Source organism: Salinigranum marinum, from assembly GCF_024228675.1.
GTDB classification, from domain to species: Archaea; Halobacteriota; Halobacteria; order Halobacteriales; family Haloferacaceae; genus Salinigranum; species Salinigranum marinum.
Genome location: NZ_CP100461.1, coordinates 427,193 through 453,981 on the forward strand (window position 1 = coordinate 427,193; position 26,789 = coordinate 453,981).

Sequence of the window (26,789 nt, forward strand, 5' to 3'; positions counted from 1 at the left end):
GGTCCGACGGCGCGTCGCTCCGCGTTCGCGACCCACCCGAAAATATCTATACTGATATCTTGGGGCGAGGGTTTATTTAGGTGGCGGCGAAGGGAGCGAACATGGCACTCCGGAATCAACTCGTGTACCGGGTCACTGGCCTCTTCGTCCGCTGGGGGATGGTCAAGCACCCGTACGGGAGAGAGTACGCCAGGGAACGGTACACGATCACTGGCCGGCGCACCCCGGACATCGAATCGACGCGGACCTCGGGACGGTTGAGTCCGCGGACCGGGGCGGCGCTCGTCGGCGTCGCACTCTTGCTCATGAGCCTCCTCGCGACGGGCATCCTGTTCGCGTCGGGCGGGTGATTGGGCGACGCCCCGCCCGTCCCGACCGTCCTGTCTGACCCGCCAATCGGGCGTGTGATGTCCCCCTGACCGGCCCTCATTCTCTTTTTTGATATCTAGCTGCGGGAATTTATGTGGTTATAACAGAACGTCTGCATATGCGACTATACCGCCGGATCGTTCAGCGGATCACCGGTCTCTTCGTTCGCTGGGGGGTAATCAGCCACCCGTACGGAAGGGAGTACGCCAGGGAGCGGTACACGCTCTCGGGCCGCCGGGTGCCGGAGTCCGAGTCGAGGCCCGAGGGCGCGGGGTTCGTGGAGTCGCGGCCGGGGGCGACGCTGGTCGTGGCCGCGCTGTTGCTCCTCGTGAGCCTCCTCGCGACGGGCGTCCTCCTCGCCGTCGCGTAGGACTCACCCGAGCCGTTCGTCGAGTATCAACCGCGTCTTCGTACTCTTCACCTCGTCCAGTTCTCGAGCCCGGGTGATCAGGTCGTTCACCGCGGCCGTGTCCGCAGCGTCGACGATGAGCACGACGTCCTGTTCGCCCGAGACCTGCCAGACGAAGTCGACGTCGCCCCAGTCGGCCATCCGCTCGGAGACCTCGCTCGTGTTCACGTCCACCGCGACCGACACCTCCACCATCGCCTTGATGTTCCCGGTTCGGGTGGCCACGGTGAACCGTTCGATGATTCCCTCGTCGGTCATCCGCTCGACGCGGTTCCTGACGGTCCCCTCCGACGTCCCGACGCGCTCTGCGATCTCGGTGTACGCCGTCCGTGCGTCCCGCCGGAGGATGGTGAGGATCTGGTGATCGAGGTCGTCCATACCGGGAGGGAGCGTGCGTGGTGACTTACCGATTACGAAATTCGTAACTCGGCTTCGAAAGCAAGGCTTATTACCCTCTCCTACATGTGATTCTCGTAATGTCGGACGCCTACCTGGCGCTGGAAGACGGCCGCGTGATCGAAGCGCGTGGTCGTGTTCCGGGGCACACACGTGGCGAACTGGTGTTCACGACCGCATACACCGGCTACGAAGAGAGTTTGACCGACCCCTCCTACGAGGAACAGGTCCTCACCTTCTCGTACCCGCTCATCGGCAACTATGGCGTCCGAGACGAACGATTCGAGTCGTCCCGCGTCCATCCGCGTGCCGCCATCGCCCGCGAGTTCACCGACGAGGTCGTCGACTGGCTCGCGTCGGAGTCCGTCCCCGCGATCGACCACCTCGATACGCGCGAGATCGTCACCAGCGTCCGCGACCAGGGCGCGATGAAGTGCGGTATCGCCGTCGGCGACGACGCGACTCCGGCGGACGCGAAAGCGGAGCTGAAAAAGTGCAAGGGCATGTCCGAGCACGTCGACATTGGCACGCAGGTCAGCACGGCCGAACCCCAGTTCTTCCCGGGTGACGACGGCGGCTCCGAGGCCACGGTCGCCCTGATCGACTGCGGCGCGAAGGGTTCGATCACCGACTCGCTCGTCGCCCGCGGGGCGAACGTCCACCTGCTCCCGTACGACGCGTCGGCCGCGGACGTCGAGGCCACGGACGCCGACGTCCTGTTCATCTCGAACGGGCCCGGCGACCCAGAGAACTTCACTCAGGCGCAGGTGCTCGTCGAGCAGTTCGTCGGCGAACTCCCCATCGCGGGGATCTGTCTCGGCCAGCAGGTCGTCGCCAACGCGCTCGGCGGAGCCACGGAGAAGATGACGTTCGGCCACCGCGGCGTCAACCAGCCCGTTCGCGACCTCGAGACGAATCGGGTCGTCATGACAACCCAGAATCACGGCTACACCGTCGCCGACCCCGGCGACCTCGACGTGACGCAGGTGAACGTCAACGACGACACCGCCGAAGGGCTCGAGAGCGACGAACTGAACGTCATCACGCGTCAGTACCACCCCGAGGCGAACCCCGGGCCGCACGACTCGCTCGGCTTCTTCGACGACGTGCTGGCGATGGTCGACGCCGAGACGAAAGTGGCGCTGGCGGACTGAGCCACGACCACGACCGCGCCGTTTCGACCCCGTTTCTTCGGCCGTCCGCCGTCCCAGCGACGGTGCTCCGTGTCGGCCTCGACCCGCGCCGGAACGCTACAGCCGTGCGGCGAGCACGAACGCCGGCTCGTCCGCGATGTCCGCGCGCGCGACCGACGCGTCCGACGCCCACGTCACACCTTCGGGGATCATCACTCGGGTTCGGTCGGCGTCCACGGACGCGGCGTCGCGTGCGACGCCCGCGAGCACCGCGGCCGCGGCGTCGGCGTCGGTCTCCGGCCACGCGCCCACGGCGTACTCCGCGTACACGTCCGTCCCCCGTCCGTCGTCGGCGTCACGCTCGAACGTCCGGACGCGCTCGGCGAACCCCGCCCGACCACCGGCGACCGTCACCAGTCGTCCTTCGTCGGCGGCCGCGTGGAGCCGGTCGCGCGTGAGCGCCGACAGCGCCCACGACTCCGACTCGTCCATCACGAGCCCGCGGAGTCGCTCGCGGGCGGCGCTCTCGGCCCAGAACGCCCACGCACCGTCCGGAGCCGGGTCACCGTCGACTTCGTCGGACGGGGCGTCGGCGTCCGGCGTCGGATGTGCCCACCGTAACTCGGTACACGGCTCGAACCCGACCCGACGGGACGAGCCGAGCGCGGGCCCGTTCCAGGAGAACGTCATGTTGCGACAGACGACGCAGCCGCGGTCGCGCGCCCAGTCGAAGACGGCGTCGGTCAGCGCGGCCGACAGTCCGCTCCCTTGGTAGTCGGGCGCGACCCGCATCCCCGAAGCCCACGCCTCCCACGACGAGAGCCGGTGACCCTGAGCGATCGCCACGACGTCCCCCGGCTCCGCCCGTGGCTCCGTGTCGTCGCGCACGTCGACGACGAACGTCCGCTGCGCCTCGCCGTCGCGTTCGATCCAGTCGGCGTACACGTCGGGGACGTAGTCGGTGACGTCGCGGTCGGCCCAGGTGTCGCGCGTGAACGAGACGACCGCCGCCTCGTCGGTGTCGCGAGCGTGCCTGATCGTCGGTGTCGAATTCATCGGAAGTAGTTGCTCGATATATTCGAGGACGGTCGCGACCATCCGGGCGCTGTCTCGCCGACCTCGACCGCTCGGTCGTGGGTGCGCGGCGACCGCGCGGCCGGTGTGGCCGCACGGCCCGGCGCATCTCGGGGTCGTTGGCGGGCGTAACACCACCGCTGTCGACGGGTTCGGAGGGCGGAGTCGGCGCGTGACGACATCGTTCGTGCGTTCGTCCGGGTGCCTATACGGTTGTCGTCTCCGTCCCGGCCGCACACGGACGGGGACCGGATGCGACGAAAGAGACGTACTGCTCCGGACACGGCGGACTCCTCACGGTCCGACTCCGTGGCGTCGACCGGGCCGTCTCTGACTCCCGCCCACTTCTGACCGCCAGACTGTCCGATAAAAATTTGGGAAGATATTTCTAATGATACATAGTGCGAGCGCATACCCGCGTCTTCAGGCGCGGGTCAAGCGGACAATAGCGTACACCTCCACCGACGATGGCACGGCTGGATTTTGTCCCACGCCCGCCTCCAGTCCGCGCTGGGGTGTCGGAGACGAAATCCGCTGGAGGGACGAACTCACTCCGGGTCGCCGCCGAACAACGACCCGAACAGCGAGGACTGCGCGCGGCGGAGTCGTTCGAGGAACGCCGACTTGCTGATCCCCAGCTCCGCCGCGACGTCCGACGCCGTCACGGCGCGGGGGAGGTCGAAGTAGCCCAGTCCCCAGGCGACGCGGACGGCCTCCTCCTGCGCGTCGGTGAGATCCCACCGCCGTGCGATCGGTTCGCGGTCGTCGCTGCGGAGCGGGTAGACCCGGCGGAGCGTGACGCCGACGGTCCGGCCCGCCGCCTCCATCACCCCCCGAAGGACGTCGTAGCCGACGACGGCCCCGCGCATCGTCGCGCCGCCCCGTCGGTACCGCATCGACTCGACGAGAAAGCCCGCATCGACCAGTTCGTGCACCACGCACGGATGTTTCGAGAGACAGCGGTAGTTGGTCGTCCCGTCGCTTTGGGTCACGTGGAGATACCGGAGGTCGTCGTCCTCGTCCAGCGCCGCGGTCAGCGCGTCGGTCGCGGGGGCCGAAAAGCGCAGGAGGACGTAGCCGTCGCCCCGCAACTGCGGCGGCTCGGCGTCGATCGCGACGTCGACCTCGGCGGTGGCTCGCGCGAGCGGGCAGTCGTCGCCCTCGACGTCGAACTCCGCGACGAGACACTCCGTGATCACGGCTCGACTTCTCGTCTCGAGCGTATAAAACCCGCCTATAGACGGGACAACTGGTATGAGGAAAAATCGTGATGATTGAAGTAGAAATGGATCTCGACACAGTCAAACAGCGGGCGGGGCCGCGGGAGTTCTCGCCGAAGGACGACATGCCCGAGGAGTACCGGAAGGCGGCGACCCGGATGATCCAGTTCCACGCGAACAGCGAGATCATGGGGGCGTACCTCGAGAAACCGTTCATCCGGCAGGCACCCTCCCTGGACCGCAAACTCGCCTTCTCGGCGAAGGTCCAAGACGAGATCGGCCACGGCCAACTGCTGTATCGGGCCGCGGAGAACCTCGGCGTGAAGACGCGCGAGGAGATGCTGGACGAACTCGCCGACGGACGGGGGAAGTTCCTCAACTGTTTCCACTACCCGATGGAGTCGTGGGAGGAGGTGCCGATGATCGGCTTCTTCGTCGACGGCGCGGCGATGCGGCGGCAGGCCACGCTGAAGAACACCTCCTGGGAGCCGTACGCGCACGCGATGGACAAGATCTGCTTCGAGGAGGGCTTTCACATCAAACACGGCGAGTCCATCCTGGCGGAGCTCGCCACGGGGTCGAAGGCTCAGCAGGAGCGCCTCCAGGCGGCGTTCGACGAGTGGTGGCCGCGCATCCTCCAGTTCTTCGGCCCGACGAACGACTCGAGCACGCACCACGACTTCGCTTCCTCGGTGGGACTGAAGACGATGACGAACGACGAACTCCGCCAGCAGTTCCTCAACGCCTACCTCCCGAAGGCCGAACGCTACGGGCTGGAGATCCCCGACACCCCGCGCATCGTCCACCACGAAGACGAGGGGCGGTACGAGGTGGTCGAAGAGGACCTCGACTGGGACGAGTTCTGGACCGTCGCGAAGAACGAGTACGAGCCCGGAATCGGGCAGATCGACGCCCGCGAGGCCGCCCAGGAGGCCGTCGAGTGGGTCCGCGAGTCGATGGAGACGCCGGCCGGCGGCCCCGCGCCGGCGGCCGCGGACTGAGTAATCATGATCTGGGAAGTGTTCCGACAGGAGAAGAAGGGCGGCTACCACACCCACTGCGGGAACGTCCACGCGCCGGACCGGGAGATGGCGCTCATGTTCGCGCAGATCCAGCACGCCCGACGCAAGCCGACGCACTCGCTGTGGGTCGTCCCCAAGGAGGAGATCGGCGAGGTCGACCACGAGGAGGCGACGTTCGGCGGCACGACCGACAAGGCGTACCGCTGGGCGATGACGTTCAACACCGACATCGAGTTCGCCCAGGAGATCGCCGACTCACAGCGCGAACAGGAACAGGCCGACCGCGCCCGCGCAGAAGCGGAGGGTGACGACTGATGTCGACGACGATGGACGCCCCGGGGGATCTCGACGAGCGCGAACGGGCCGCCGTCGAGGCGCTGCTTCGCTCGATGGCCGACGACGAGTTCGTCCTCGCCGAGCGGTACATCGAGTGGCAGGTCGAGAGCCCGACCCTCGAGTCGGACCTCGCTATCGCCAACATCGCCCAGGACGAGTACGGCCACGCCCGGCTGTGGTACGACCTCCTCGAGGACTTCGGTTCCAGCGAGGAGGAGCTCATCTGGGAGGCCGAGCCGTCGGAGTTCAGACACGCGACCCTGGTCGAACTCCCCTTCGCGGAGGGCGACTGGGCCGACGCCGTCCTCCGGGGGTACCTGTTCGACGTCCACGAGTCCCACCTCTTGGAGGCGCTCGCGGACTCGCGGTATCCCCGCATCGCCGACCGGGTCGAGAAGATCCGCCGCGAGGAGTCGTACCACCTCGAACACGGGCGGAGTTGGCTCGAACACCTCGCTGACGACGCGCCGGGCCGCGAGCAGGTCCAGGCGGCGCTCGACCGGCTGTTCCCGTACGCGCTGACGCTGTTCGAGCCGATGGCCGAAGAGAACGACATCGTCGATCTGGGCCTCAGAGACGCCTCCGTCGACGACCTCCGCGAGGGGTGGCTCGACGAGGTCGTCCCGTACCTCGACTCGCTCGGCCTGCGCGTGCCGGTCGACGACGGCGAGGTGCTCGTCGACCCGCCCGCCCACCGCGGCCGCGACGGCGACCACACCGAGCACTGGCCGGCCCTGTTCGAGGAGTTCACCTTCACGTACCACGATCTCGACTACGCCGAGGCGCCACACCTCATGGAGGATCCCGACGATGTCGAGTGAGCACGCCGAGGAGCCGCAGTACTGCGGCTACACCGAGTATCGCGACGGCGAGCGCGTCCCCGACCTCCCCGCGACGGGCGAGGGGACGGAGGGTCTCGAACGCGACGTGTGGGACGCCCTCTACGGCGTGGAGGACCCGGAGATGCCGATCAGTATCGTCGACCTCGGGCTGATCTACGGCGTCGACGTCGATCCCGCGGGACGCGTCGTCGTCGAGATGACGCTTACCTACACGGGCTGTCCCGCCCGCGATATGCTACAGGACGACCTCCGCGAGGCCGTCTCCTCGGTCGAGGGAGTCGACGACGTCGACCTCCGACTGGTGTGGAACCCGCCGTGGTCGGTCGGGATGGTCACCGAACAGGGGAAAGAAGACCTCCGCGAGTTCGGGTTGAGCATCTGATATGCGCCGGAACCGCGACCCGAGCGTCACCACGTCCGGGGACGACGACCGCGCCGAGTGTCCCTACTGCGGGGGGACGAACACGACGCGCGATCATCCGAAAGGTCCCTCGCTCTGCCGGTCGATGCACTTCTGCGAGGACTGCCAGGAGCCGTTCGAGAAGTTTGGTTGAGGTGACGCGCGACCTGCGGCGTGCTCACCCCGTCTTGTAGACTCCGCGCGCCGTGGCGACGTGTTCGCTCCCGTCGTCCGCAGCGTACACGTCGACGTCCACCGTCCCCACGTCGCCGCCGATCCGGACGACGTCAGCTTCGGCTTCGAGATCGCCCGTCCCCGCGCTCAGGTAGTCGATCCGCATGTCGATTGTGGGGACGGGCTGGTTCACCTCCGAGACGAGCGCCGCGCCGCCGACGGTGTCGGCGAGGGTGAACGTGACGCCGCCGTGGGCCATCACCTGGTCGGCGTTCCACGACAGTTCCTCGCGCATCTCGATCCTCCCCTCGGCGTGGCCCTCGCCGACGTCGGTGAGTTCGACTCCCAACAGTCGGGCGAACGGCATCGACTCGAAGAACGTCTCGATGTCCATATCCCTCGCTCGTGGCGGTGGGTCTTCGTCGTTTCCCCCGCTCGTCGCGCAGGTGGGTTACTCCGGTCGCCCCGTCGCGCGAGGGATGAGCGAGTGACCGGCGGGAACGAGCGAGTCGGCTGGGGAGGCCCGTGGTACAACTGCCCTGGCGACCGCGTGACCTCCACACCCACGTTCTCGCCTCTCTGCTTCCACCCCCCGGGTCCCCGCTTCTCGCTCGTCGGCCTTCGGAGCGGCTTCTGCGGACTCGTACCACTGCCACACGTCGCACGACACGTCGCATCGCCGTCACGAGCCAACTTCTCACAGGGCGACTTCACCGATCACTCCACCGTCGACACGCCCAGATACCGGTCTAACACCGCGTCGTTCTCGGCCACGCTCGCGGCGGTTCCCTCGTGGACGACCCGCCCCTTGGCGAGGATGTAGACGTAGTCGGCGACGTCGAGCGCGACGCCGACGTTCTGTTCGACCAGGAGCACCGTCGAACCCTCCCGGTTCAGTTCCGCGATCTTCCGCCGGACCTGCTGGACGATCGTCGGTGCCAGCCCCTCCGTGGGCTCGTCCAGCATGAGCAGTTCGGGCGCGGCGACGAGCGCGCGGGCGATGGCGAGCATCTGCTGCTCGCCGCCCGACAGCGACGAGCCGCGGCTGTCGCGGTGCCGCCGGAGGTTCTCGAACTCGTCGACGACGTCGTCGACGGTCGGCTTGTCGGCGTCGCGTCGCCCGCCGAGGCGGCCGATCCGGACGTTCTCCCTGACGGTGAGCCCGGGGAAGATCCGCCGCTCTTCGGGCACGAGCGCGATACCGGCCTGGGCGGTCCGCTCCGCCGACAGGGTCGTGACGTCCTGGCCGTCGAACGTGACCGACCCCGACGTGGGGGTGACGGTGCCGAGGATCGTCCGGAGCGTGGTCGTCTTCCCGACGCCGTTGCGGCCGATGAGCGCGACGACGGCTCCCTGGTGGACGTCGAGGTCGATCCCCTGGAGGACGCGCGTCGCCCCGTAGCCGGAGACGAGGTCGCGGACCGACAGGAGGGGATCGGTCACACCTCGACACCTCCGAAGTACGCCTCGCGGACCGCCTCGTCGGCCGCGATCTCCTCCGGCGTCCCCTCGGCGAGCACCGCGCCGCGGTGGAGGACGGTCACCCGGTCGGAGACACGCATCACCAGATCGATGTCGTGTTCGATGAGCACGAGCGTCCGGTCGGCGAGCACGTCGTCGATCAGCTCCATGGTCGCCCGGGTCTCGTCGGCGCTCATGCCGGCGGTGGGTTCGTCGAGCAGGACGACCTCGGGGTCGGTCGCGAGGACAATCGCGATCTCGAGGCGGCGGCGGTCGCCGTACGCGAGCGCGTCGGCCACCTCGCCCGCGCGGTCGGCGAGCCCCGAGCGCTCGAGCACGCGCGCCGTGTGGTCCGCGACGTCGTCGAACGTCGCGGCCCGGCGGAGGAACGCCTCGCGCGGGCTGAACCCACCCTCCCGGGCGGCCTGGGCGGCGAGGCGGACGTTCTCGTGGACCGTCAGGCCGCCGAAGACGTTCGTGAGCTGGAACGACCGGCCGAGCCCGCGGCGGACGCGCTCGTGCGGCGCGAGGTCGGTGACGTCCTGCCCGGCGAGCAGCACCCGCCCCGCCGAGGGGGCGAGCGCGCCGGTCAGCAGGTTGAACGTCGTCGTCTTGCCGGCCCCGTTCGGCCCGATGAGGCTGCGGAACTCCCCCGGAGCGACGGCGAGATCGACGTCGTCGACGGCGACGAGGTTGCCGAAGCGCTTCGTCAGCCCGACCGTGCGGAGGACCGGGCCGTCCGGGTCGCCATCGATCGATCGGGACCGCGGCTCACTCATGCTCGGCCTCCCCGTCGGTCACGGTCCCGGGCTCCCGACGCCACGACTGCACGGTCGGGTGATCGAGGACGGTCCGCGGGAGCGACACCAGCCCCCGCGGCACGAACACCACGAACAGCACGAAGAGGACCCCGATCACCAGCCGCCACTGCTCGACGTACGACGACAGCACGTCCTCGCTGGCGACGAACACGCCGGCTCCGAGCATCGGCCCGTAGAGCGTCCCCATCCCGCCGAGGACCGTCATCACGATCACCTCGCCCGAGTTGATCCAGTGGAGGAAGGTCGGGGCGACGTAGCCGTTGTTCGTCGCGAACAGCCCGCCCGCGAGTCCCGCGAGGCCGCCGCTCACCACGAACGCCCGGCGCTTGTAGACGGTGACGTCGTAGCCGACGAACGACGCGCGCTGTTCGGACTCGCGGATCGCCTGGAGGACGGAGCCAAAGGGCGCGCGGATGAGCCGCCGCGCAAGCAGGTACGAGCCGACGACGACCGCGAGGAGGACATAGTAGTGGACGACGCCGCCGTCGACGACGACGGGCCCGAGCACGACCTCGACCGTCGAGAGGTCGACCCCGACGCCGGCGATCCCGTAGACCCCGTCGACGCCGAAGAGCCCGTCGGAGCCGCCGGTGAACTCGAACTTGAAGACGGCGTTGTAGAACAGTTCGGCGAACGCGAGGGTGATCATGGCGAAGAAGACGCCCGAGACGCGGATGGAGAGGAAGCCGATCCCCCACGCGAGGGCGGCACACACCCCGACGGCCACGACGAGCGCCAGCGGGATCGACGACGAGACGTGCAAAAGCGCCAACACGGCGGCGTACGCCCCGGCGCCGTAAAACAGGGTGTGGCCCAGCGACACCAGCCCCGCGTACCCCAACACGAGATCGAGGCTGAGTGCGAACAGCGCCCAGATCAGGATGTCCTCCAGCAGCGTCACGGTGTAGGCGGCCCCCGTCAGTTCGGCGAACAGGGGGACGAGCGCGAGCGCGCCCACGGCGGCGGCCCCGAGCTTCGTCCGGGTCTCCGCCGAGAGCACCCCGCCCTTTGCCCCGTGGAGCAACGCGCCGCCGTGGCCGCCCTCGTGAGCGGTCCCGAACAGCCCGGTTGGGCGGACGACCAGGACGCCGATCATGAGGAGGAACACCACGAGCCCCTCTAAAAACGGCGTGTACGTCCGCGCGAGCGTCTGGACGAGGCCGACGAACAGACCGCCGACGACCGCCCCGCGGAACGAACCCAGTCCGCCGAGGACGACGATGACGAACGCGGGGATGATGACTGAGGAGCCCATCGTGGGGCTGACGTTCTGGAACGCGCCGAGGACGATCCCCCCGACGCCGGCGAGCGCGGCGCCGAAGCCGAACGTGAGCGTGTAGTATCTGTCGATGTCGATCCCGAGGGTCCGGACCATCTCGCGGTCCTGCGACCCCGCGCGGACGATCATGCCGAACCGCGTCCTGTTCAACAGGAGCCACGTCCCGAGGGCGAGCAGCGCGCCGAAGCAGATCATCGCGTAGCTGTACAGCGAGTATCTGAAGCCGAACAGCGCGACCGGCCGGTCGAGCAGCGCGGGGATGGCGAACGGCTGGGCCGACTTGCCCCACACCGCCGTGATGAGGTCGTTGATGATGAGGACGAGCCCGAAGGTGAGGAGGATGTGGTACAGCGGGTCGCGGTCGTACAGCCGCTTGACGGTGAGCCGCTCGATCCCCATGCCGACGACGCCGACGAGCAGGGGTGCGACGACGAGTGCGACCCAAAAGCCCGCGCCGCCGAGCGGGCCCGCGATGGCGAACGCGAGGTACGCCCCTAACGCGAACAGTTCGCCGTGGGCGAAGTTGATGACGTCCATGACGCCGAAGATGATCGACAGGCCCGCCGCCAGGAGGACGTACACCATCCCGACAGTGAGCCCGTTGAGCACCTGCTCCGCGAGCCCCGTGACCACGGACATCTCAACCCAGGTCGCAGCCGAGTTCGCCGCAGGCGGGCAGGGCGTCCGCGCCGTCGATCCGCTTTACCGTGTTGACGGTCGCTGGTCCGCTCCCGCCGTCGGGGGGGACGAGTTCGGCTGCCCACACGGGGTTCATCGCCTGGTGGTCGCAGGCGCGGAACTCGTTCGCGCCGAGGATGGTGTCCATCCCGAGCCCCGGCAGCGTCTCTTTCACCTCCGCGGGGTCGGTCGTCCCCGCCTCGGCGATCCCCTGGGCGGTCATCGTGATCGACATGTACGCCACGCGGGCGAAGTTGTCCGGCGGTGAGTCGTACGCCTCCTGGTAGGCGGAGACGAACGCCTGGTTGTTTCCGGTTTCGAGCGTCGGGAGGTACCGGACGCCGCCGTAGGTGCCGTAGGCGGCCTCGCCGAGCGCGTTGCGCACGACGGCGAACGTCATCGTCGGCGACATCAGCGCGACCTGCTCTTTCAGCCCCTGGCCGGCGGCCTGCTTGACGAAGTTGATGAGGTCGCCGCCGGTCATGCCGAGGACGGCGACGTCGGCGTCGGAGTTGGCGATCTGGCTAACGTACGAGTTGAAGTTCTGCGCGCCCAGCTGGGAGCGACTGCGGCCGACCACGCTGATGTCGCGGCCCTGTTGCATCCGCGACTCCACGCGGTTCATCACCGACTCGCCGTAGGCGTAGTCGGCGATGTGGAACCAGACGTTCGTCCCGAGTTCGTTCGCGGTGTAGTCGGAGATGGCCTCGGCCATCTGCGCCGTGTTGGTCTCGGCGCGGAAGACGTACTCGTTGCAGTTCGACCCCGTGATGGGCACCGCGGCGCCGCCGGGGTTGTAGATCACTTCCTGCTCTACGGCGAACTCGTTGAGCGCGAGCGCCGTCGACGAGGAGATGGCTCCCATGAGGTAGGAGGCCCCCTCCTGCTCGACGGTCGACTGTGCCTTCCGCCGTCCGGTCGCCGGATCGGCCTCCGTGTCCTCGTACACGCCGGTGATCTCCACGTCGAGGTCGTCGTCCTCGTTGACGTGCTGGATGGCGAGTTCCGCGCCGTTGCGCTGGCCGACCGCGAGCCCCCCGTACGGCCCCGTCATGGGGCTGATCACCCCGTACGTGATGCTGTTTGTCGCCCCGCCGCCGGCCGTCCCCCCGAGACAGCCGCTCGCCCCCGCGAGACCGGCGACGCCGGCGAGACCCGCAGCCTGTACGAACGACCGTCGCGACGGACGTGGCCCCCGGCCGGCGTCCGCTGGAACTCCGTCTCTGGACATGATACGTGCTATGGGTAATCGTACCAGGGTATCTATAATTAATAAATGTTCGCGTCAGTGCGGCGGGTAGCGCGTGTCGTGCGCTCGCCGCGTCGACCGGCGCCGAGCGATGACGACCGACGTCGACCGGCGCCGACCGAGTCCCAGTCGCGGCCCGTTCGCCGGCGAGCTCAGGCGAGTTCGGGTGCGACCTCGCTCCCGAGGCGCTCGATGCACTCGGCCATCCGCTCCGTGCCGACGCCGGGGTGGTAGGTCCGGAAAATAACGTGGATGTCGTCGCCGAGCGCGTCGCGGTACTCCTCCAGCCGAGCGACGACGTCGTCGGGCGTCCCGTAGATGGCCTGCGCTCTCAGTTCTCGCACCCGCTGGTCGGGGAGTTCGTCAACCGTCTCGCCGGAGAAGATCTCGGCGTACCGCCGCTGGATGTAGAGGTAGCCGTCGCGCATCGCGTCCCACGCCGCCTCTTTCGAGTCGCCGACGAAGCCGTGCTGGAGGACGTACACCTGGAACTCGCCGTCGATTCCCTCCTCTTCGCGCACTCGTTCGATGTCCGCCACGCGCTTGCGCACCCCCTCGACCGAGAGCGACGACGGCGCACACCACGCGTCGCCGATCCGCGCCGCACGGCGGACGGCGGGCTTGGCCGACCCGCCGAGCATCACGGGTACGTCGTGTGCGGGCTTCGGCGTCACGTTCACGTCGGGGGTGACGTCGTGGAACCGCGACTCGGTGTCGAGCGGGCCGTCGGACCACGCCGCCCGGACGAGGTCGACGGTGTCGGTGAGGCGGTCGACCCGCTCGTCGGTGGGGACGCCGAACGCCTCGAACTCCCGGGGGTCCGAACCGATGGCGAGCCCCAGCGTCGTTCGGCCCCCCGAGAGGAGGTCGACGGTGGCGACGTCCTCTGCCAGTCGGACGGGGTCGTACAGCGGCGCAAGCGCGATGCACGTGCCGATCTCGACCTCCTCTGTGACGGCGGCGAGCGCTCCCAGCGCCGGCATCGTCCCCGAGAGGTAGTCGTCCGGGGTGAAGTGGTGCTCCGACACCCACGCGCTCGCGAGGCCGGCCTCGTCGATGGCGCGCCCGAGCGTCAGCATCTCGTCGTACAGTTCGGCCCCCGACCGGTCGTCGTCCGGTCGTCGCTGGCAGGTGAACAGTCCCGTGCCGAGTTCCATACCCCCCACACTGTCCCGCCGCGGTTAAGCGTTGGGCGGCCGACAGGGGACGCATGACAGATCTCCCGGCGGACCTGCCGCCGATGCCGCCCGCTCGCGTCGACCACGTGGGCATCGCCGTCCGCGACGTCGACGCCGCCGAACCGACGCTCCGCGCGCTCGGCTGTACGCCCCGCTACCGCGAGACCCTCGCGAGCAGCGGGTTCGAGTGGGCGACGTACGGCCTCGGCGACGCCTCGCGGATCGAACTGATCGCTCCGGTCGACGGCGCGGCCGGCGAGACGGAGACCGACGAAGGTGCGTCGTTCCTGACGCGGTTCCTCGCCGACCACGGCCCGGGGCTCCACCACGTCACCCTCGAAGTGACCGACGTCGACGCCGCCGTCACTCGACTACGGGCCGCCGGCGAGCGGGTCGTCGGCTACGCCGTCGAGGACGGCTGGACCGAGGCGTTCGTCTCCCCACACAACCCGACCGGCGCGCTGTTCCAGTTGATGGAGTACCACGACGACTACGGCGACCGCGGCCGCGACGAGGCGCTGTTCGTCCGCGGCGAACCGCTCGTCGAGTGAGCCGGGCGGGTCACTCTGCGTCCCGGCGTTTGATCAGGAACTTCAGGTCGCCTTCGAGGACGACCGTCCCGTCCTGGTTCGTGAGCGTACAGTCGAGGACGACGAGACCGGCGTCCTCCCGAGAGAGCTCCTTCCGATCGGTGACCACCATCTCCAGGGAGACCGTGTCGTCGATGTAGACGGGGTTCGGGAGGTCCATGTAGTTCATCCCGAGGAAGGCGACGGCGGTGCGTTCGACGATGCCCGACCGGTAGACGAGGCCTGTGGCCTGGACGAACGTCATCGGCCCCTGCGCGATCCGACCCTCGAACTGCGTGTCTTCCACGTACTCCTTGTTCGTGTGTAGCTCCGTCCAGTCGCCCGACAGCGCCGAGTGCATCACGAAGTCCGTCTCGGTGATCGTCCGACCGACGGTCTCGAACTCGGTGCCGATCTCGAAGTCCTCGAAGTAGTGCGGCTCGTAACTGTACGCCATACCGGTCCCTCTCGCGCATCGGATAAATCGCTTTACCCCGGACCGTGTTCGATCGTTCGCACGCCTTCGTCCATCACGGCGGCCGAACCGAGACCGAGCGACGCGGGGCGCACGGGGACGTAGCCGTCTGAGCGGTGAATCCACGGCCCCCGCCATCCGATTCGCTCGTGCTCTCCGGACACTCGCCCGTCCCTCGCGTCGGGGGGTGACGAGATCTCCGTCTCGCGGCTTCGCGCTCGCGCGACTCGTGGAGAACGCGGCCGGAGCCGCGATCGCCACGCCACCGCGGGCGGGTCGGCGTCCGGCCGCGAGCGAACAGACGTGAGCAGGTGGACGCGCGAAGGGCGACCGAACGAAGCGATGGCCTCGGCTGGGGCGGTGGCTAGTGTACGCTCTCTGCCTCCCGAGGCGGCGACGCCTACTTCCCCGACGAACGAGAGACGGAACTATGGCTCCCGACGAAGCCGATGAAGCCGACGCGGACGGCGGCGGAGAGGAGACGGGCGAGAACCCGGTCGCTGCCGTCGCCGAACGCGCCGCGAGCGACCCCTTCTGCGAGACGGTCGGCGTGAACCTCACCTCCGTGCACCCGGGCTACGCCGAGACGGTGCTCACGGTCGAGGAGCGTCACCTGAACTTCCACGGAACCCCCCACGGCGGCGTGGTGTACACGCTGGCGGACGCGGCGTTCGCGGCGGCGTCGAACACGGGGTCGAAGACGGCGGTGGCGCTGGAGACGAACATCTCGTATCTGGCGGCGGTCGAGGTGGGCGAGACGCTCCGTGCGGTCGCCGAGGAGACGCATCTGGGGGGCCGCACCGCGGCGTACGAGGTACGCGTCACGGACGAGGCCGGCGACCCGGTGGCGACGTTCCGCGGGCGCGTCTACCGGCTGGACGGGTGAGACTGGTCACTGCCCCCGGTGGTCGTACACCCGCTGGATCTTCCCCGTCTCCTGGCGGGCGATGTCGCCGTAGGGGACGAGGTTGAGGTCGTCCGGCGTGAACCCGAGGACGTTCTTCAGCCTGGTTCCGATCCGCCCGTGGAGGTCGTCGATGGCCCCCTCGAACCCCTCGACGAGTTCGACCGTCAGTTCGACCGTATCGAGGTTGCCCTCGCGGTGGAGGTCGATGCGGTAGTGGGGGGCGACCTCGTCGAACTCCAGGACGACGTCCTCGACCTCGCTTGGATAGAAGTTGACGCCGCGGACGATGAGCAGGTCGTCGGCCCGGCCGGTGACGTTGTCCATCCTGACCGCGGTGCGCCCGCACTCGCAGGTGTCGTAGTCGAGTGTCGTGAGATCGCCGGTTCGGTACCGGAGGACGGGCACCGCGTCCTTCGCCAGTGTCGTCAACACGAGTTCGCCCTCCTCGCCCTCCTCGACGGGTTCGCCCGTCCTCGGATCGACGACCTCGGGATAAAAGAGGTCTTCCCAGATGTGCAGGCCGTTCTGCGCCTCGATGCACTCGATCGAGACGCCGGGACCGACGATCTCCGAGAGGCCGTAGATGTCGACGCCTTTCACGCCGAGGCGCTCTTCGATCTCGTAGCGCATCGGGTCGGTGCAGGGTTCGGCCCCGAAGAGGATGAGCCGGACGGGCAGGTCGTGGACGTCGGTGCCCATCTCCTCGGCGACCTCGGCGAGGTACAGCGAGTACGACGGCGTGCAGGTGAGCACGTCGCTCCCGAGGTCGTCGAGCAGTTCGACCTGGCGCTGGGTGTTGCCGCCGCCGATGGGGATGACGGTCGCGTCGATCTCTTCGATCCCCTGGTGGAGGCCGAGCCCCCCCGTAAAGAGGCCGTAGCCGTAGGCGTTCTGGACGATGTCGTCGGCGGTGACGCCGGCGGCGACGAGACACCGCGCGACCGCTTGGCTCCAGACGTCGAGATCGTCCTGGGTGTAGCCGACGATCTTCGGCTTGCCGGTCGTGCCCGACGACGCGTGGATGCGGATCACGTCGGACATGTCGCGGGCGAACAGCCCCGTCGGGTACTCGTCGCGGAAGTCTTCCTTCGTCGTGAAGGGAAGTTTCCCGATGTCGTCGACGCCGTCGATGTCGTCGGGGGTGATCCCCCGTTCGTCGAGTTCTTCCCTGTAGTAGTCGACGTTCTCGTACGCGTTCTCGACTGTCGCCCGGAGGCGCTCGTCTTGGATCTCCCGGAGTTCCTCCCGTGGTGCGGTCTCGACGCTGTCGTACACCATGAGGGAAACCGACGATTGTTTGTGATAAAAAACGTGGGGGTCGGTCGTGGGCCTGCGTCCGATTCGGTCTCCACCACCGACTACACCCGCTCGAACACGGTTGCCACGCCCTGGCCGAAGCCGACACACATCGTCGCCAGCCCGTACCGGCCGCCGCGCCGGGCGAGTTCGTGCAGCAGCGTCGTGGTGATCCGCGCGCCGGAACAGCCCAGCGGGTGGCCGAGCGCGATCGCGCCGCCGTTGACGTTCAGCTGGTCCTCGTCGAGCCCCAGTTCCCGGACGCAGTAACGGCTCTGGGCCGCGAACGCCTCGTTGAGTTCGACGAGGTCGAGGTCGTCGACTGCGAGATCCGCCGCGGCGAGCGCGGCGCGAGTGGCCGGGACGGGCCCGACGCCCATCACCTCGGGGTCGACGCCGACGACCGCGCGCGAGACGACGCGGGCGAGGACGGGCAGGCCCTCACGCTCGGCGTACGCCTCGGAGGTGACGAGCAGACCCGCCGCGCCGTCGGTGAGTGGGGAGGCGTTGCCGGGCGTGACGCTCGCGGCCTCGTCGTCGGCGAACACCGTCGGCAGGTCCGCGAGGGCATCTATCGAGGTGTCCGCGCGCGGCCCCTCGTCGCGCGCTGCGACCCCGTCCGGCGTCTCGACAGGGACGACCTCGTCGTCGAAACGGCCCTCGTCCCAGGCGGCGACCGCTCGCTCGTGCGACCGGAGGGCGAACGCGTCCTGTTGCTCCCTCGTGATCCCGTGGCGACGGGCGACCGTCTCGGCCGTCCGTCCCATCGAGAGGTCGTCGCCGCCGTCGTACCGCGCTTCGATCGCGGGGTGGAGCCAGTCGGAGAAGTGCACCCGCGACATGTGCTCGACGCCCGCGACGGGGTACACCTCGGCGTCGCCCGCCTCGACCGCCCGGGCGGCGTCGGTCAGCGCGGTGAGCGACGAGCCGCACAGCCGAGAGAGCGTCGCGCCGGGGACCGACTCGGGGAAACCGCCCGCGAGGAGGGACTGCCGGGCCAGGTTCCGACCCTGTTCGCCCTCCTGGTTCGCACAGCCGAGGCGGAAGTCGGCCCACTCCTCGGGGTCGACCCCCGTTCGGTCGACGAGCGCGTCGAGTACGGTCGTCACGAGGTCCTCGGGGTGGACCGCGGCCAGTGCGCCGTCCTTCCGGCACTGAGGGGTCCGAACTGCGTCCACGACGACCGCGCGGCAGGGCGTCTCTGTCATGCCTCGCGGGTTGGAGGGGACGGTGTATGAAGCTTGGTTCGGGTTCGGCTCGTGGCTCGCGCTCTTCGGCCCGGAGGCAAACGGTTATACGGTTCGCCGAAGCCCTTCCGCCATGCACGTAACCGTACTCGGGGCCGGCACGATGGGCCACGGGATCGCACAGGTGTCGGCCATGGCCGGCCACACGGTGGCGATGCGGGACGTCGAGGAGGCGTACGTCGACGACGGCCTCGACGCGATCGAGTCCAACCTTCGGGGTGGCGTCGAACGCGACAAGGTGACCGAAGCGGAGCTGGAGGCGACCCTCGACCGGCTGTCGGGGACCACCTCGCTGGAGGAGGCGCTCGCCGACGCCGACCTCGTCGTCGAGGCCGTCCCCGAGGACGTCGACCTGAAGAAAGAGACGCTCGCGGAGGTCGAGGGGCTGGTGGCCGACGACACGGTCATCGCCTCGAACACGTCGTCGCTCTCCGTGACCGAGATCGTGAGCGCGCTCTCGAAGCCGGAGCGGGGGCTCGGCCTCCACTTCTTCAATCCGGTCCACATCATGGCGCTCGTCGAGATCGTGGTCGCCGAACAGACCGCCGACGAGACTCTCCGCTTCGCCCGCGACTTCGTCGCCGACGTCGACCGAACCGCCGTCGAGGTTGACGATTCGCCGGGCTTTGCCTCCTCGCGGCTCGGCGTCGCGCTCGGCTGCGAGGCGATGCGGATGGTCCAGGAGGGCGTCGCCTCGCCCCCCGACATCGACGCCGCGATGGAACTCGGCTACAACCACCCGATGGGCCCGATCGAACTCGGCGACGTCGTCGGCCTCGACGTCCGCCTCGACATCCTCGAGTACCTCCGCGAGGAACTGGGCGAGCGCTTCCGGCCGCCGCAGGTGCTCAAGCGGAAGGTCCGGGCGGGCAAACTCGGCAGGAAGTCCGGCGAGGGGTTCTACGTCTGGGAGGACGGCGAACCCGTCGGCGTCAGCGGCGAGGTGGACCGATGACGGACGCGGGCGACACCGGGGTCGAGTCGGTCGCCGCCGACTGCGAGACCGTCGACGCCGCGGTCGACGACCGCGTCGCGGGCGTCACGACGGTGACGATGAACCGGCCCGACGCGCGCAACGCGCTGAACGCCACGCTCAGGGCGGAGCTCGGGCGCGTCCTCGACGCGATCGAAGCCAGCGACGCCCGCGTGGTCGTCCTCACGGGGGCGGACGAGGCACGGGCGTTCGTTGCCGGGGCCGACGTGAACGAGCTCCGCGAGCGCGACATGCTCGCCCAGCGCGAGGCGAGCAAGCGACCCCGGGTGTACGAGCGCGTCGACGACCTGCGCCAGCCGGTGATCGCGCGGCTCAACGGCCACGCGCTCGGCGGGGGGTGCGAACTCGCCCAGGCGTGCGACGTCCGCATCGCCCACCAGCGCGCCAAGCTCGGCCAGCCCGAGATCAACCTCGGGATCATGCCCGGCGGTGGCGGCACCCAGCGGCTGGTCCGCCTCGTCGGCGAGGGGCACGCCATGCGGCTGATCCTCTCGGGCGAACTCGTCTCGGCCGCGGAGGCGGCCGACATCGGACTCGTCGACGAGGTCCACGGTGACGAGACGTTCGACGACCGCGTGTACGACCTCGCGGCGTCGATGGCCGAGAAGAGCCCGGTCGCGCTGGAGTTCGCCAAGCAGGCCGTCAAGGCCGCCTCACGCACGGATCTCGACCGGGGCATCGACTACGAGGCGGAGCTGTTCGCCCAACTGTTCGCCCACCCGGACAAGGACGAGGGCATCGACGCCTTCCTCGAGGACCGCGACCCGGTGTGGGCCGATCGCTGAGGCCGACACCCGGTCCCCGTCACGACGCTGTCTCACTCGTCCAATCGGAGTGTGTTCGAACAGCTCGAACGGCTCGGCACCTGACACCGCGGGTTGATACGCCGAAGAATCGGACATTAGTCCACCCGCCCGAGAGTTCGTTACACTCGTACTCGTGTAACGTATTCCGGTGCACCCGTCGACGTGTGTCTCGTTCTACACGATTTATCCGCCGGTATCTCGTTCGAACAGTTCGAACAGAGTCGGCGCGACCGGGTAGTTCAGCGGAATCGAGGTCGACGGCGCCGGTTCACGCGTAGCTGAGGTTGATCTCGATCTCGTTCGCGGCACCGAGCAGGAGGTTCGGGAGGCCGTCGGTGAGACGGTCGCCGTCGAGACGGTTCGAGGGGCCGGAGACGCTGATCGCACCGATGGCCCGGCCCGACTCGTCCGTGATCGGCACCCCGACGGCGTTGAGTTTCGGCACGGACTCCTCTCGGTTGAGGGCGAAGCCGCGGTCGCGGACCCGCCGCAGGTCGGCGAACAGGTCGTCGCGGTCGGTGATCGTGTGTTCGGTCTTCGCCGGCAACCCGTGGCGGTCGCAGATCTCGTGGACGCGGTCGTCGGGGAGGTGTGCGAGGATGGCCTTCCCCGCGGCGTGCTGGTGGAGGTGGGTTCTCGCGCCCTCGCGCGCGTACGTCCGCACCGATCCCTCGCCCGTTGCGCCGTACAGGTGGACCGCGCGTCCCGCCTCGGCCGTGATACACCAGACCTTCTCGCCCGTCTCCCCGGCGAGTTCGTCGACCTTCGGGGCGGCAACTGCGTACAGAGCGTGGGCGTTCCGTGCGGCGACACCGAAGTCGAGGAACCGCAGACCGACGCGGTAGCCGTCGTCGCTCCCGACGACCGCCCCCTCCCGTTCCAGCGTCCGCAGGTGTCTGTGGACCGTGCTCTTTGCCATCCCCAGGTCGGCGGCGAGGGCGGTCGGCCCGAGCGGGCCCTCGCGCTTGAGCCGTTCGAGGATGGCGAACGCCGTTTCGACGGTCTTCACCGGACGTCGTTGTGCCGGAGCCATGACGTCTCGTGCACGGCGATCGACATAAATCTGTTCGAGTAGCTCGAACGACTTCGTCCGGGACGGCCGACGATAGAGCAAAGTGCCGGCCACGAGAAGGAAGCGCGATGGTGCCACACACCGTACGCCACCGGTCGTCGGAGCCACCGCGCCGTCGAACGCACGCGCGATCGCCGCATCGCACCGCGCCGCGCATCCGCCGCGCCGCACGGTCCGTCACCCTTCGAGCGTGACCCGACGATGAACACGAGCGAACGACTCGTCACGAGCCTGGAATCGCTGGGCGTCGAGCGCGTCTTCGGCTACCCCGGCGGTCGCGTCATCGAACTGTTCGACCACCTCCCGGAGTCGAGCGTCGACCTCGTCCGGCCGCGCGACGAGCGCGAGGCGAGCGTCATGGCCGAGGTCCACGGCCGGCTCACGGGCGATCCAGGAGTTCTCACCGGCCAGGGTCCCTGGATCGGGAGCCTCGGACTCATGGGCCAGATGGAAGCGCGACTCGCCTCCTCGCCGATGGTGACGATCACGGAGGCGTCCGAACGGGGCGAGTACTCGACACTCGCGCCGTATCAGCAGTCGCGCGGCGACTACGGGGGGCTCGCCCTCCCCGACATACTCGATGCCGTCACCAAGGAGCACTGGTTCCCGCGTACGCCGACCGAGACGGTCAGGAGCCTCCAGTTGGCGTTCAAACACGCCGTCGCCGGCCGCCCCGGCCCGACGGCCGTCATCCTCGACGGGGACGCCGTCACGGCCGACCTGCCGGACGATCCGGTGCCACCCGTGTGGGGCGACCGCGCGCAGGCCCGCACGTGGACCGCGCGGCCGACGGCGCGCGACGTCGCCGCGGCCGCCGAGGCGCTCTCCGGGGCGGATCGCCCGGTCGTCGTCGCCGGCAACGGCGTCCACGCGGCGGGGGCGTACGACGAACTCCAGGCGGTCGCCGAGGCGTACGAGGCGTGCGTCGTCACCTCTTACCTCGGCAAGTCGACCATCCCCGAGACGCACCGACTCGCCGGGGGCGTTATCGGCTCGTTCGGCCACGAGGGGGCGAACCGGATCGTCAGCGAGGCCGACACGCTCCTCGTCGTCGGCTGTCGGCTGAACCCGATGGACACGAACTGGACCGCCCCCGACTTCATCCGGCCGGGCGAGCAGACGATCGTCCACGCCGACGTCGACGCGCGCAACGCGGGCTGGGTCTACCCCGCCGACGTCGGACTGATCGGCGACGCCGCCGAGAGCCTCGCCGACCTCGCGGACGCGGGCGGCAACGACGGCTCCTGGGCGGCCGAACGCGCGGCCGAGGCCCGCGAGGACTTCCACGCCCCCGCGTGCGAGTCTGACGCCGCCCCCATCACCCCCCAGCGAGCGGTGACGGAGATCGAGCGGGTCGTCGACGCGGAGACGGTCGTCACCGCCGACTCGGGCAACAACCGCTTCTGGCTCCTCAATTACCTCCAGACGCCCGCGGTGCGGACCTACTTCGGCTCCGGCGGCGTCGGCGGCATGGGCTGGGCGAACCCCGCGGCGGTGTCGGCGGCGCTCGCGACCGACCGAGACGTCGTGGCGGTCGCCGGCGACGGCGGCTTCGCCATGACGATGACGAGCGTCGAGACGGCCGTCCAGGAGGGCGTCGCGCCGACGTTCGTCGTGCTGAACGACCGGAGCCTGGGGATGGTCCGGCAGATGCAGTCCGAACCGGGCGACATCGCCGGCGTCGACTTCCCCGACACCGACTTCACCCGCGTCGCCGAGGCGTTCGGTGCAGACGGCGTCCGGGTCGACGCGCCGGACGACCTCGCGGACGCGCTGGCGGCGGCGACGCGCTCGTCGGTCCCCACGGTCGTCGACGTGGCGATCGACCCCGACGAGGACATGGCGGCGACGCTCCAGTCCTCCTTTTACGCGTCCGTCGGCGGCCTCCACGAGTGAACGTGGGTCGACCCCGTGGCGCGGCCCCCGTCGCCCGGCGGGCGTCGGCGTGCGAACGCGAGAAAGGCTTTTGCCGGCGGGCCGGGCACCTACCCCCATGTCAGCAACGACCCTGGTCACGGGCGGGACCGGCTTCATCGGCTCGTACGTCGCCGCGGACCTGCTCGACCACGGCCACGAGGTGGTCGCCTACGACCGCTCGACCGACCCCCGGATCCTCGAGAAGTTGGACGTCGCCGACGCCGTCGAGGTCCGGGGCGGTGACGTCACCGACGCGACAGACGTCGCCCGCGCGGTCCGCGAGACGGGCGCGACCCACGTGATCCACCTGGCGGCGCTCCTCACGACGGCGGCCGAGGCGAACCCCCGCGCGGCGATGCAGGTCAACGTCGAGGGGACGAACAACGTCTTCGAGGCCGCCCGGCTCCTCGACGACCAGGTCGAACGCGTCGCGTGGGCCTCCTCGGCGGCGGCGTACGCCCCGCCCGCGAGCTACGGCGACCGGTTCGTCACCGAGGACGACCTGCTCTCGCCCGACACGCTCTACGGGGCGACGAAGGAGTACAACGAACACCAGGCGCGGGTGTACCACGAGGAACACGGCGTCTCCCACGTCGCGCTCCGCCCCACCGTGGCGTACGGCCCCTACCGCGAGACCGGGGGCTCGGCGTTCCTCGCGAACATCGTCGAGAAACCCGCGCTGGGCGAGTCTTTCGAGGTCGAGTACGGCGACCAGGTGATCGACTGGCAGCACGTCCGCGACATCGCCCAGGCGTTCCGTCGGGCCGCGTTCACCCCCGACGAGGAACTGCGCCAGCGCGTCTACAACGTTCGGGGCGAACTCGCCACCATCCGCGAGGCCGTCGAGACCGTCGAGCGACTCCTCCCCGACGCCGATCTCAGCGTCTCCGACGCGGGACAGCTCCCCTGGACACAGCGGCTCGACATGACGAAGGCACAGGCTGACCTCGGGTACGAACCCGAGTACGGGCTCGAACGCGGCTTCCGGGAGTACATCACCGTGCTCCGCGCGGAACACGGCCTCGATCCGGTCTGACCGCTGGCGGTGGCGTCAGGCCTCGTCCGCGTACAGGTCGAGGATCTCCGAGATCTCCGCCGCCGAGAGGAGTTCGACGATGCTCTCGCCGTCGTCGTACCGGGCGCGTTCGTCGGGCGAGAGGTAGCTGTTGAGGTCGCCCTCGGACAGTTCGAGTTCGAGTTCGCGTTCGAGGTCGTCGGGGTCGTAGCCGGGGATCGTCATGTGCGGCCATACGACCCCCAGCCCCCTATATCATGATGCTCTGACATCACGTTCGGTGCGAGGTGTTACCCGGCGTGTTCTCACCGGCACGCCAACTCCGTCGAGACGGTCGACCGCTCCGTGGTGCCGTCGCTCGTGACGACCACGTCCGTCGCGGAGTCGTTACAGTCGAACCGCTCGGGATCGACGTCGATCTGGACGAGCGGGGCGTCGGCACCGTCCTCTTCGAACGCGACCGTGTAGGCGGCGGGGCGGCGGAAGACGACCGCGACGCCGTCGTCGGGGGGGATCTCGACGGACTCTTCGAGCACCGTGCCCGCCGGCACGGTCACCACGAGGCGTCCCCTCCGCGGCGCGTCGCCGCCGTTCCAGAGCCACACCTGGTGGGGGCGGTGGTCGTCGCCGACCCACTCCGTCCCGCCGACGACGAACGCCCGGGCGGCGTCGCCGAAGTCGCCGCCGGAGGTCGGCAGCATCGGAACGCTCCGTGTGACGGCGTCGCGTTCCGTCACTGGGAGGTCCGCGAGCGACGGCGTTCGGGTCGGAGAGCGCGTCGCGGTCGGTGACGGCGTCGCCGACGGCGAGGGAGCCGAGGCCGGCGTCTCCGATGTGGTCGACGCCGCGATCGGGGTCGCCGTCTGCGTCGCGGAGGCCGGGGAACCCGATCCGTCGGCGTCGGTTCGGGGGGCCGCACAGCCGCCGAGCGCGACGGCGACCAGCGAGACAGTGGTTCGGAGGAGGGCTCGTCGAGCGTGGGACACGGGCGACGGATTCGGCGTCGGGCACAACTGTCTTGTGTTCTCGGTCGCCGGCCGTGGCGTCACTGCGTCTGTGAGTACTCCTCGACCCACTCGGGGAGGCTGATCCCCATCGTCGCCTGCGTGATGGCGTTCGAGGAGACCGAGTTCGCGCTCTTGACCAGTTCCGCTTCGAGCGTCCGGGTCGGGATCTCGCCGATGAAGTGCGGGATCGCCCGCTGGACCGCCAGGGGACAGCCGACCTCGTGGGCGAGCGCGTAGCCCGACAGGGAGTGCGGCACCTCCTCGGTGGCGTACTCGGGGTCGGGATCGACCAGCTCCGCGTCGACGACGTCGACGTACTCGTAGCACTTGCCGACGTCGTGGAGGAGACAGGCCGCCCGGACGACGTCGAAGTCGGGGTTAGCGCCGTGGAAATCGCGCTGCTCGCTCGCACTCGCGACCGCGATCCGGGTCACGCCGCGGACGTGCTCGACGTTCGACACTTCGTCGATGTTCCAGGCATAGGGGATATCCTCGACGTGTCGCCACCCGCCGCGGTCGAGGCCGAGACACCACGCCTCGACCACCTGTGCGCGGAGGGTCGCCTCGTCGATGTCGTCGAGTTCGGGAAACGCCTCCTCGACCTGGGTGCGGTAGTCGGTCATCTCGTCTCGTCCTTCTGGACGGTCTCGCGGCCGACGAACCGCGGGCGGTCGCCGATCGAGAGGAAGTTGTCGACGTCCTCGCGCGGCGCGCGCGCCTTCGGATGGTCGGGGTCGTAGTCCCGCGAGGACTCGTGGCCGAGCCCCGCCCGCAGGGCGTCGAGGCTCTCGAAGTACAGTTCCGCGACGCCGTCGAACTCCGACGCGTCGGGATCGGTCGGGACGACCCGGGTGTACCGGACGACGCCCGGGATCTCCCGCGCGAGCGGGACGTGCTCGGTCGCCCAGTGGTCGAGGAACGCGTCGTGGCTCATCCCCGGTTTGCGGACGAGAAACGCCGAGTGTTTGTACAGTCCCGTGGTGTCGCCGCCGACATCGTCCTTCTCGACGTGCTCCTCGCCGATGAACCGGGGTCGGCGCTCGACGTCGAGGAACTCGTCCACGTCCTCCCGCGCCTCTTTGGCCGTCCCCTTCGCGGGGTCGTAGTCCCGCGACCCCTCGCTCCCGAGCGCGTCGTGGAGCGCGTCGAGGTCCGCGAAGTACAGTTCGGCGAGGCCGTCGAACTCCGCCGCGGCGGGGTCCGCGGGGAGGACGGTGTGATAGCGGACGACGCCTTCGATCTCCCGCGCGATGGGCGTGTGGTTCGTCTGCCAGTAGTCGACGAACGCCTCGTGTGAGAGCCCCTCCTTGCGGACAAGCAGGGCTATGTGCTTGTACATGCTGACTCGTTCGCGAGTCGTCGGAGACCACAATAAATTGTGAGGGATGTCGGACCGTCACCGTGGGCACGCCAGCACCGCTCCAGTCGGATCGACTCCCCATC

31 protein-coding genes are annotated in these 26,789 nt (G+C 69.1%); 14 read left to right on the plus strand and 17 right to left on the minus strand.

Annotation, left to right across the window (positions count from 1 at the left end; translation table 11 throughout):
- The first annotated feature begins 101 nt into the window (after positions 1–101).
- Both NKJ07_RS01925 and NKJ07_RS01930 read left to right on the plus strand, forming a co-directional pair.
- A complete protein-coding gene (locus tag NKJ07_RS01925; protein ID WP_318568912.1) occupies positions 102–350 on the plus strand; it encodes a hypothetical protein in 249 nt (82 codons plus the stop codon).
- Positions 351–487: 137 nt separating this feature from the next.
- Entirely contained in the window at positions 488–739 is a 252-nt protein-coding gene (locus NKJ07_RS01930; RefSeq protein ID WP_318568913.1) for a hypothetical protein, read from the plus strand.
- Between the two features lie 3 nt (positions 740–742).
- Here NKJ07_RS01930 and NKJ07_RS01935 read toward each other — a convergent pair whose 3' ends face one another.
- Positions 743–1,156: an Lrp/AsnC family transcriptional regulator gene (locus tag NKJ07_RS01935; RefSeq protein WP_318568914.1), complete on the minus strand. Its 414-nt coding sequence runs from the start codon at positions 1,154–1,156 to the stop codon at positions 743–745.
- Between the two features lie 98 nt (positions 1,157–1,254).
- Here NKJ07_RS01935 and carA point away from each other — a divergent pair, with 98 nt between their 5' ends.
- Positions 1,255–2,328, plus strand: coding sequence for a glutamine-hydrolyzing carbamoyl-phosphate synthase small subunit (gene carA / locus NKJ07_RS01940; protein ID WP_318568915.1), 1,074 nt, complete (start codon positions 1,255–1,257; stop codon positions 2,326–2,328).
- A 96-nt stretch (positions 2,329–2,424) separates the two neighbouring features.
- Here carA and NKJ07_RS01945 read toward each other — a convergent pair whose 3' ends face one another.
- Both NKJ07_RS01945 and NKJ07_RS01950 read right to left on the minus strand, forming a co-directional pair.
- A complete protein-coding gene (locus NKJ07_RS01945; RefSeq protein WP_318568916.1) occupies positions 2,425–3,405 on the minus strand; it encodes a GNAT family N-acetyltransferase in 981 nt (326 codons plus the stop codon).
- A gap of 524 nt (positions 3,406–3,929) precedes the next feature.
- Positions 3,930–4,580 (minus strand): helix-turn-helix domain-containing protein, encoded by a 651-nt coding sequence (locus NKJ07_RS01950; RefSeq protein WP_318568917.1) that lies wholly within the window; start codon positions 4,578–4,580, stop codon positions 3,930–3,932.
- A gap of 86 nt (positions 4,581–4,666) precedes the next feature.
- Between NKJ07_RS01950 and paaA the strand changes: the two genes are divergently transcribed.
- The 5 genes from paaA to paaE are packed head-to-tail and all read left to right on the plus strand — an operon-like array spanning position 4,667 to position 7,355.
- Positions 4,667–5,602 carry a 1,2-phenylacetyl-CoA epoxidase subunit PaaA gene (gene paaA, locus NKJ07_RS01955; protein ID WP_318568918.1) on the plus strand — a complete coding sequence of 312 codons (936 nt, stop codon included), beginning with the start codon at positions 4,667–4,669 and terminating at the stop codon, positions 5,600–5,602.
- Positions 5,603–5,608: 6 nt separating this feature from the next.
- Complete coding sequence (paaB, locus tag NKJ07_RS01960; protein WP_318568919.1) at positions 5,609–5,938, plus strand: 1,2-phenylacetyl-CoA epoxidase subunit PaaB; 330 nt, start codon at positions 5,609–5,611, stop codon at positions 5,936–5,938.
- Positions 5,938–6,780, plus strand: a complete 843-nt coding sequence (gene paaC, locus NKJ07_RS01965; protein ID WP_318568920.1) for a 1,2-phenylacetyl-CoA epoxidase subunit PaaC — start codon at positions 5,938–5,940, stop codon at positions 6,778–6,780. Before paaB ends, paaC begins: the two co-directional genes overlap by 1 nt.
- Positions 6,770–7,183, plus strand: a complete 414-nt coding sequence (gene paaD / locus NKJ07_RS01970) for a 1,2-phenylacetyl-CoA epoxidase subunit PaaD (RefSeq protein ID WP_318568921.1) — start codon at positions 6,770–6,772, stop codon at positions 7,181–7,183. Before paaC ends, paaD begins: the two co-directional genes overlap by 11 nt.
- A gap of 1 nt (position 7,184) precedes the next feature.
- Positions 7,185–7,355: a 1,2-phenylacetyl-CoA epoxidase subunit PaaE gene (gene paaE / locus NKJ07_RS01975; RefSeq protein ID WP_318568922.1), complete on the plus strand. Its 171-nt coding sequence runs from the start codon at positions 7,185–7,187 to the stop codon at positions 7,353–7,355.
- Between the two features lie 24 nt (positions 7,356–7,379).
- Here paaE and NKJ07_RS01980 read toward each other — a convergent pair whose 3' ends face one another.
- From NKJ07_RS01980 to NKJ07_RS02005, 6 genes are all read right to left on the minus strand, one after another.
- Positions 7,380–7,769, minus strand: a complete 390-nt coding sequence (locus tag NKJ07_RS01980) for a PaaI family thioesterase (RefSeq protein WP_318568923.1) — start codon at positions 7,767–7,769, stop codon at positions 7,380–7,382.
- Positions 7,770–8,092: 323 nt separating this feature from the next.
- Positions 8,093–8,818: an ABC transporter ATP-binding protein gene (locus NKJ07_RS01985; protein WP_318568924.1), complete on the minus strand. Its 726-nt coding sequence runs from the start codon at positions 8,816–8,818 to the stop codon at positions 8,093–8,095.
- Positions 8,815–9,615, minus strand: coding sequence for an ABC transporter ATP-binding protein (locus NKJ07_RS01990; protein WP_318568925.1), 801 nt, complete (start codon positions 9,613–9,615; stop codon positions 8,815–8,817). Before NKJ07_RS01990 ends, NKJ07_RS01985 begins: the two co-directional genes overlap by 4 nt.
- Positions 9,608–11,575, minus strand: a complete 1,968-nt coding sequence (locus NKJ07_RS01995) for an ABC transporter permease (protein ID WP_318568926.1) — start codon at positions 11,573–11,575, stop codon at positions 9,608–9,610. Before NKJ07_RS01995 ends, NKJ07_RS01990 begins: the two co-directional genes overlap by 8 nt.
- A 1-nt stretch (position 11,576) precedes the next feature.
- Positions 11,577–12,668 carry an ABC transporter substrate-binding protein gene (locus NKJ07_RS02000; RefSeq protein ID WP_318570518.1) on the minus strand — a complete coding sequence of 364 codons (1,092 nt, stop codon included), beginning with the start codon at positions 12,666–12,668 and terminating at the stop codon, positions 11,577–11,579.
- Between the two features lie 347 nt (positions 12,669–13,015).
- Entirely contained in the window at positions 13,016–14,020 is a 1,005-nt protein-coding gene (locus tag NKJ07_RS02005) for an LLM class flavin-dependent oxidoreductase (protein WP_318568927.1), read from the minus strand.
- Between the two features lie 53 nt (positions 14,021–14,073).
- On the opposite strand from NKJ07_RS02005, the gene NKJ07_RS02010 reads away from it, so the two are divergent.
- Positions 14,074–14,592, plus strand: coding sequence for a VOC family protein (locus tag NKJ07_RS02010; protein WP_318568928.1), 519 nt, complete (start codon positions 14,074–14,076; stop codon positions 14,590–14,592).
- Positions 14,593–14,602: 10 nt separating this feature from the next.
- Here NKJ07_RS02010 and NKJ07_RS02015 read toward each other — a convergent pair whose 3' ends face one another.
- Complete coding sequence (locus NKJ07_RS02015; protein WP_318568929.1) at positions 14,603–15,067, minus strand: MaoC/PaaZ C-terminal domain-containing protein; 465 nt, start codon at positions 15,065–15,067, stop codon at positions 14,603–14,605.
- A gap of 448 nt (positions 15,068–15,515) precedes the next feature.
- Here NKJ07_RS02015 and paaI point away from each other — a divergent pair, with 448 nt between their 5' ends.
- Positions 15,516–15,971 carry a hydroxyphenylacetyl-CoA thioesterase PaaI gene (gene paaI, locus NKJ07_RS02020; RefSeq protein WP_318568930.1) on the plus strand — a complete coding sequence of 152 codons (456 nt, stop codon included), beginning with the start codon at positions 15,516–15,518 and terminating at the stop codon, positions 15,969–15,971.
- A 6-nt stretch (positions 15,972–15,977) separates the two neighbouring features.
- Here the strand turns inward: paaI and paaK are convergent, their stop codons facing one another.
- Positions 15,978–17,270 carry a phenylacetate--CoA ligase PaaK gene (gene paaK / locus NKJ07_RS02025; RefSeq protein WP_318568931.1) on the minus strand — a complete coding sequence of 431 codons (1,293 nt, stop codon included), beginning with the start codon at positions 17,268–17,270 and terminating at the stop codon, positions 15,978–15,980.
- 80 nt (positions 17,271–17,350) lie between these two features.
- Entirely contained in the window at positions 17,351–18,496 is a 1,146-nt protein-coding gene (locus NKJ07_RS02030; RefSeq protein WP_318568932.1) for a thiolase family protein, read from the minus strand.
- Positions 18,497–18,608: 112 nt separating this feature from the next.
- Between NKJ07_RS02030 and NKJ07_RS02035 the strand changes: the two genes are divergently transcribed.
- Together NKJ07_RS02035 and NKJ07_RS02040 are read left to right on the plus strand one after the other, a co-directional pair.
- Complete coding sequence (locus tag NKJ07_RS02035; protein ID WP_318568933.1) at positions 18,609–19,490, plus strand: 3-hydroxyacyl-CoA dehydrogenase family protein; 882 nt, start codon at positions 18,609–18,611, stop codon at positions 19,488–19,490.
- Positions 19,487–20,314 carry an enoyl-CoA hydratase/isomerase family protein gene (locus NKJ07_RS02040; RefSeq protein WP_318568934.1) on the plus strand — a complete coding sequence of 276 codons (828 nt, stop codon included), beginning with the start codon at positions 19,487–19,489 and terminating at the stop codon, positions 20,312–20,314. Before NKJ07_RS02035 ends, NKJ07_RS02040 begins: the two co-directional genes overlap by 4 nt.
- Before the next feature lie 289 nt (positions 20,315–20,603).
- Here NKJ07_RS02040 and NKJ07_RS02045 read toward each other — a convergent pair whose 3' ends face one another.
- Positions 20,604–21,368: an IclR family transcriptional regulator gene (locus NKJ07_RS02045; RefSeq protein ID WP_318568935.1), complete on the minus strand. Its 765-nt coding sequence runs from the start codon at positions 21,366–21,368 to the stop codon at positions 20,604–20,606.
- A 240-nt stretch (positions 21,369–21,608) separates the two neighbouring features.
- Here NKJ07_RS02045 and NKJ07_RS02050 point away from each other — a divergent pair, with 240 nt between their 5' ends.
- Positions 21,609–23,303 carry a thiamine pyrophosphate-binding protein gene (locus tag NKJ07_RS02050; RefSeq protein WP_318568936.1) on the plus strand — a complete coding sequence of 565 codons (1,695 nt, stop codon included), beginning with the start codon at positions 21,609–21,611 and terminating at the stop codon, positions 23,301–23,303.
- 112 nt (positions 23,304–23,415) lie between these two features.
- Positions 23,416–24,360 (plus strand): NAD-dependent epimerase/dehydratase family protein, encoded by a 945-nt coding sequence (locus tag NKJ07_RS02055; RefSeq protein ID WP_318570519.1) that lies wholly within the window; start codon positions 23,416–23,418, stop codon positions 24,358–24,360.
- Between the two features lie 15 nt (positions 24,361–24,375).
- Here NKJ07_RS02055 and NKJ07_RS02060 read toward each other — a convergent pair whose 3' ends face one another.
- The 4 genes from NKJ07_RS02060 to NKJ07_RS02075 form a co-directional block, all read right to left on the minus strand.
- Positions 24,376–24,564: a DUF8027 family protein gene (locus NKJ07_RS02060; RefSeq protein ID WP_318568937.1), complete on the minus strand. Its 189-nt coding sequence runs from the start codon at positions 24,562–24,564 to the stop codon at positions 24,376–24,378.
- An 80-nt stretch (positions 24,565–24,644) separates the two neighbouring features.
- Complete coding sequence (locus tag NKJ07_RS02065; RefSeq protein WP_318568938.1) at positions 24,645–25,325, minus strand: hypothetical protein; 681 nt, start codon at positions 25,323–25,325, stop codon at positions 24,645–24,647.
- Between the two features lie 59 nt (positions 25,326–25,384).
- Entirely contained in the window at positions 25,385–25,969 is a 585-nt protein-coding gene (locus tag NKJ07_RS02070) for an HD domain-containing protein (RefSeq protein WP_318568939.1), read from the minus strand.
- Positions 25,966–26,685 (minus strand): EthD domain-containing protein, encoded by a 720-nt coding sequence (locus NKJ07_RS02075; RefSeq protein ID WP_318568940.1) that lies wholly within the window; start codon positions 26,683–26,685, stop codon positions 25,966–25,968. The genes NKJ07_RS02070 and NKJ07_RS02075 overlap by 4 nt, the downstream gene beginning before the upstream one ends.
- Positions 26,686–26,789: the final 104 nt, after the last annotated feature.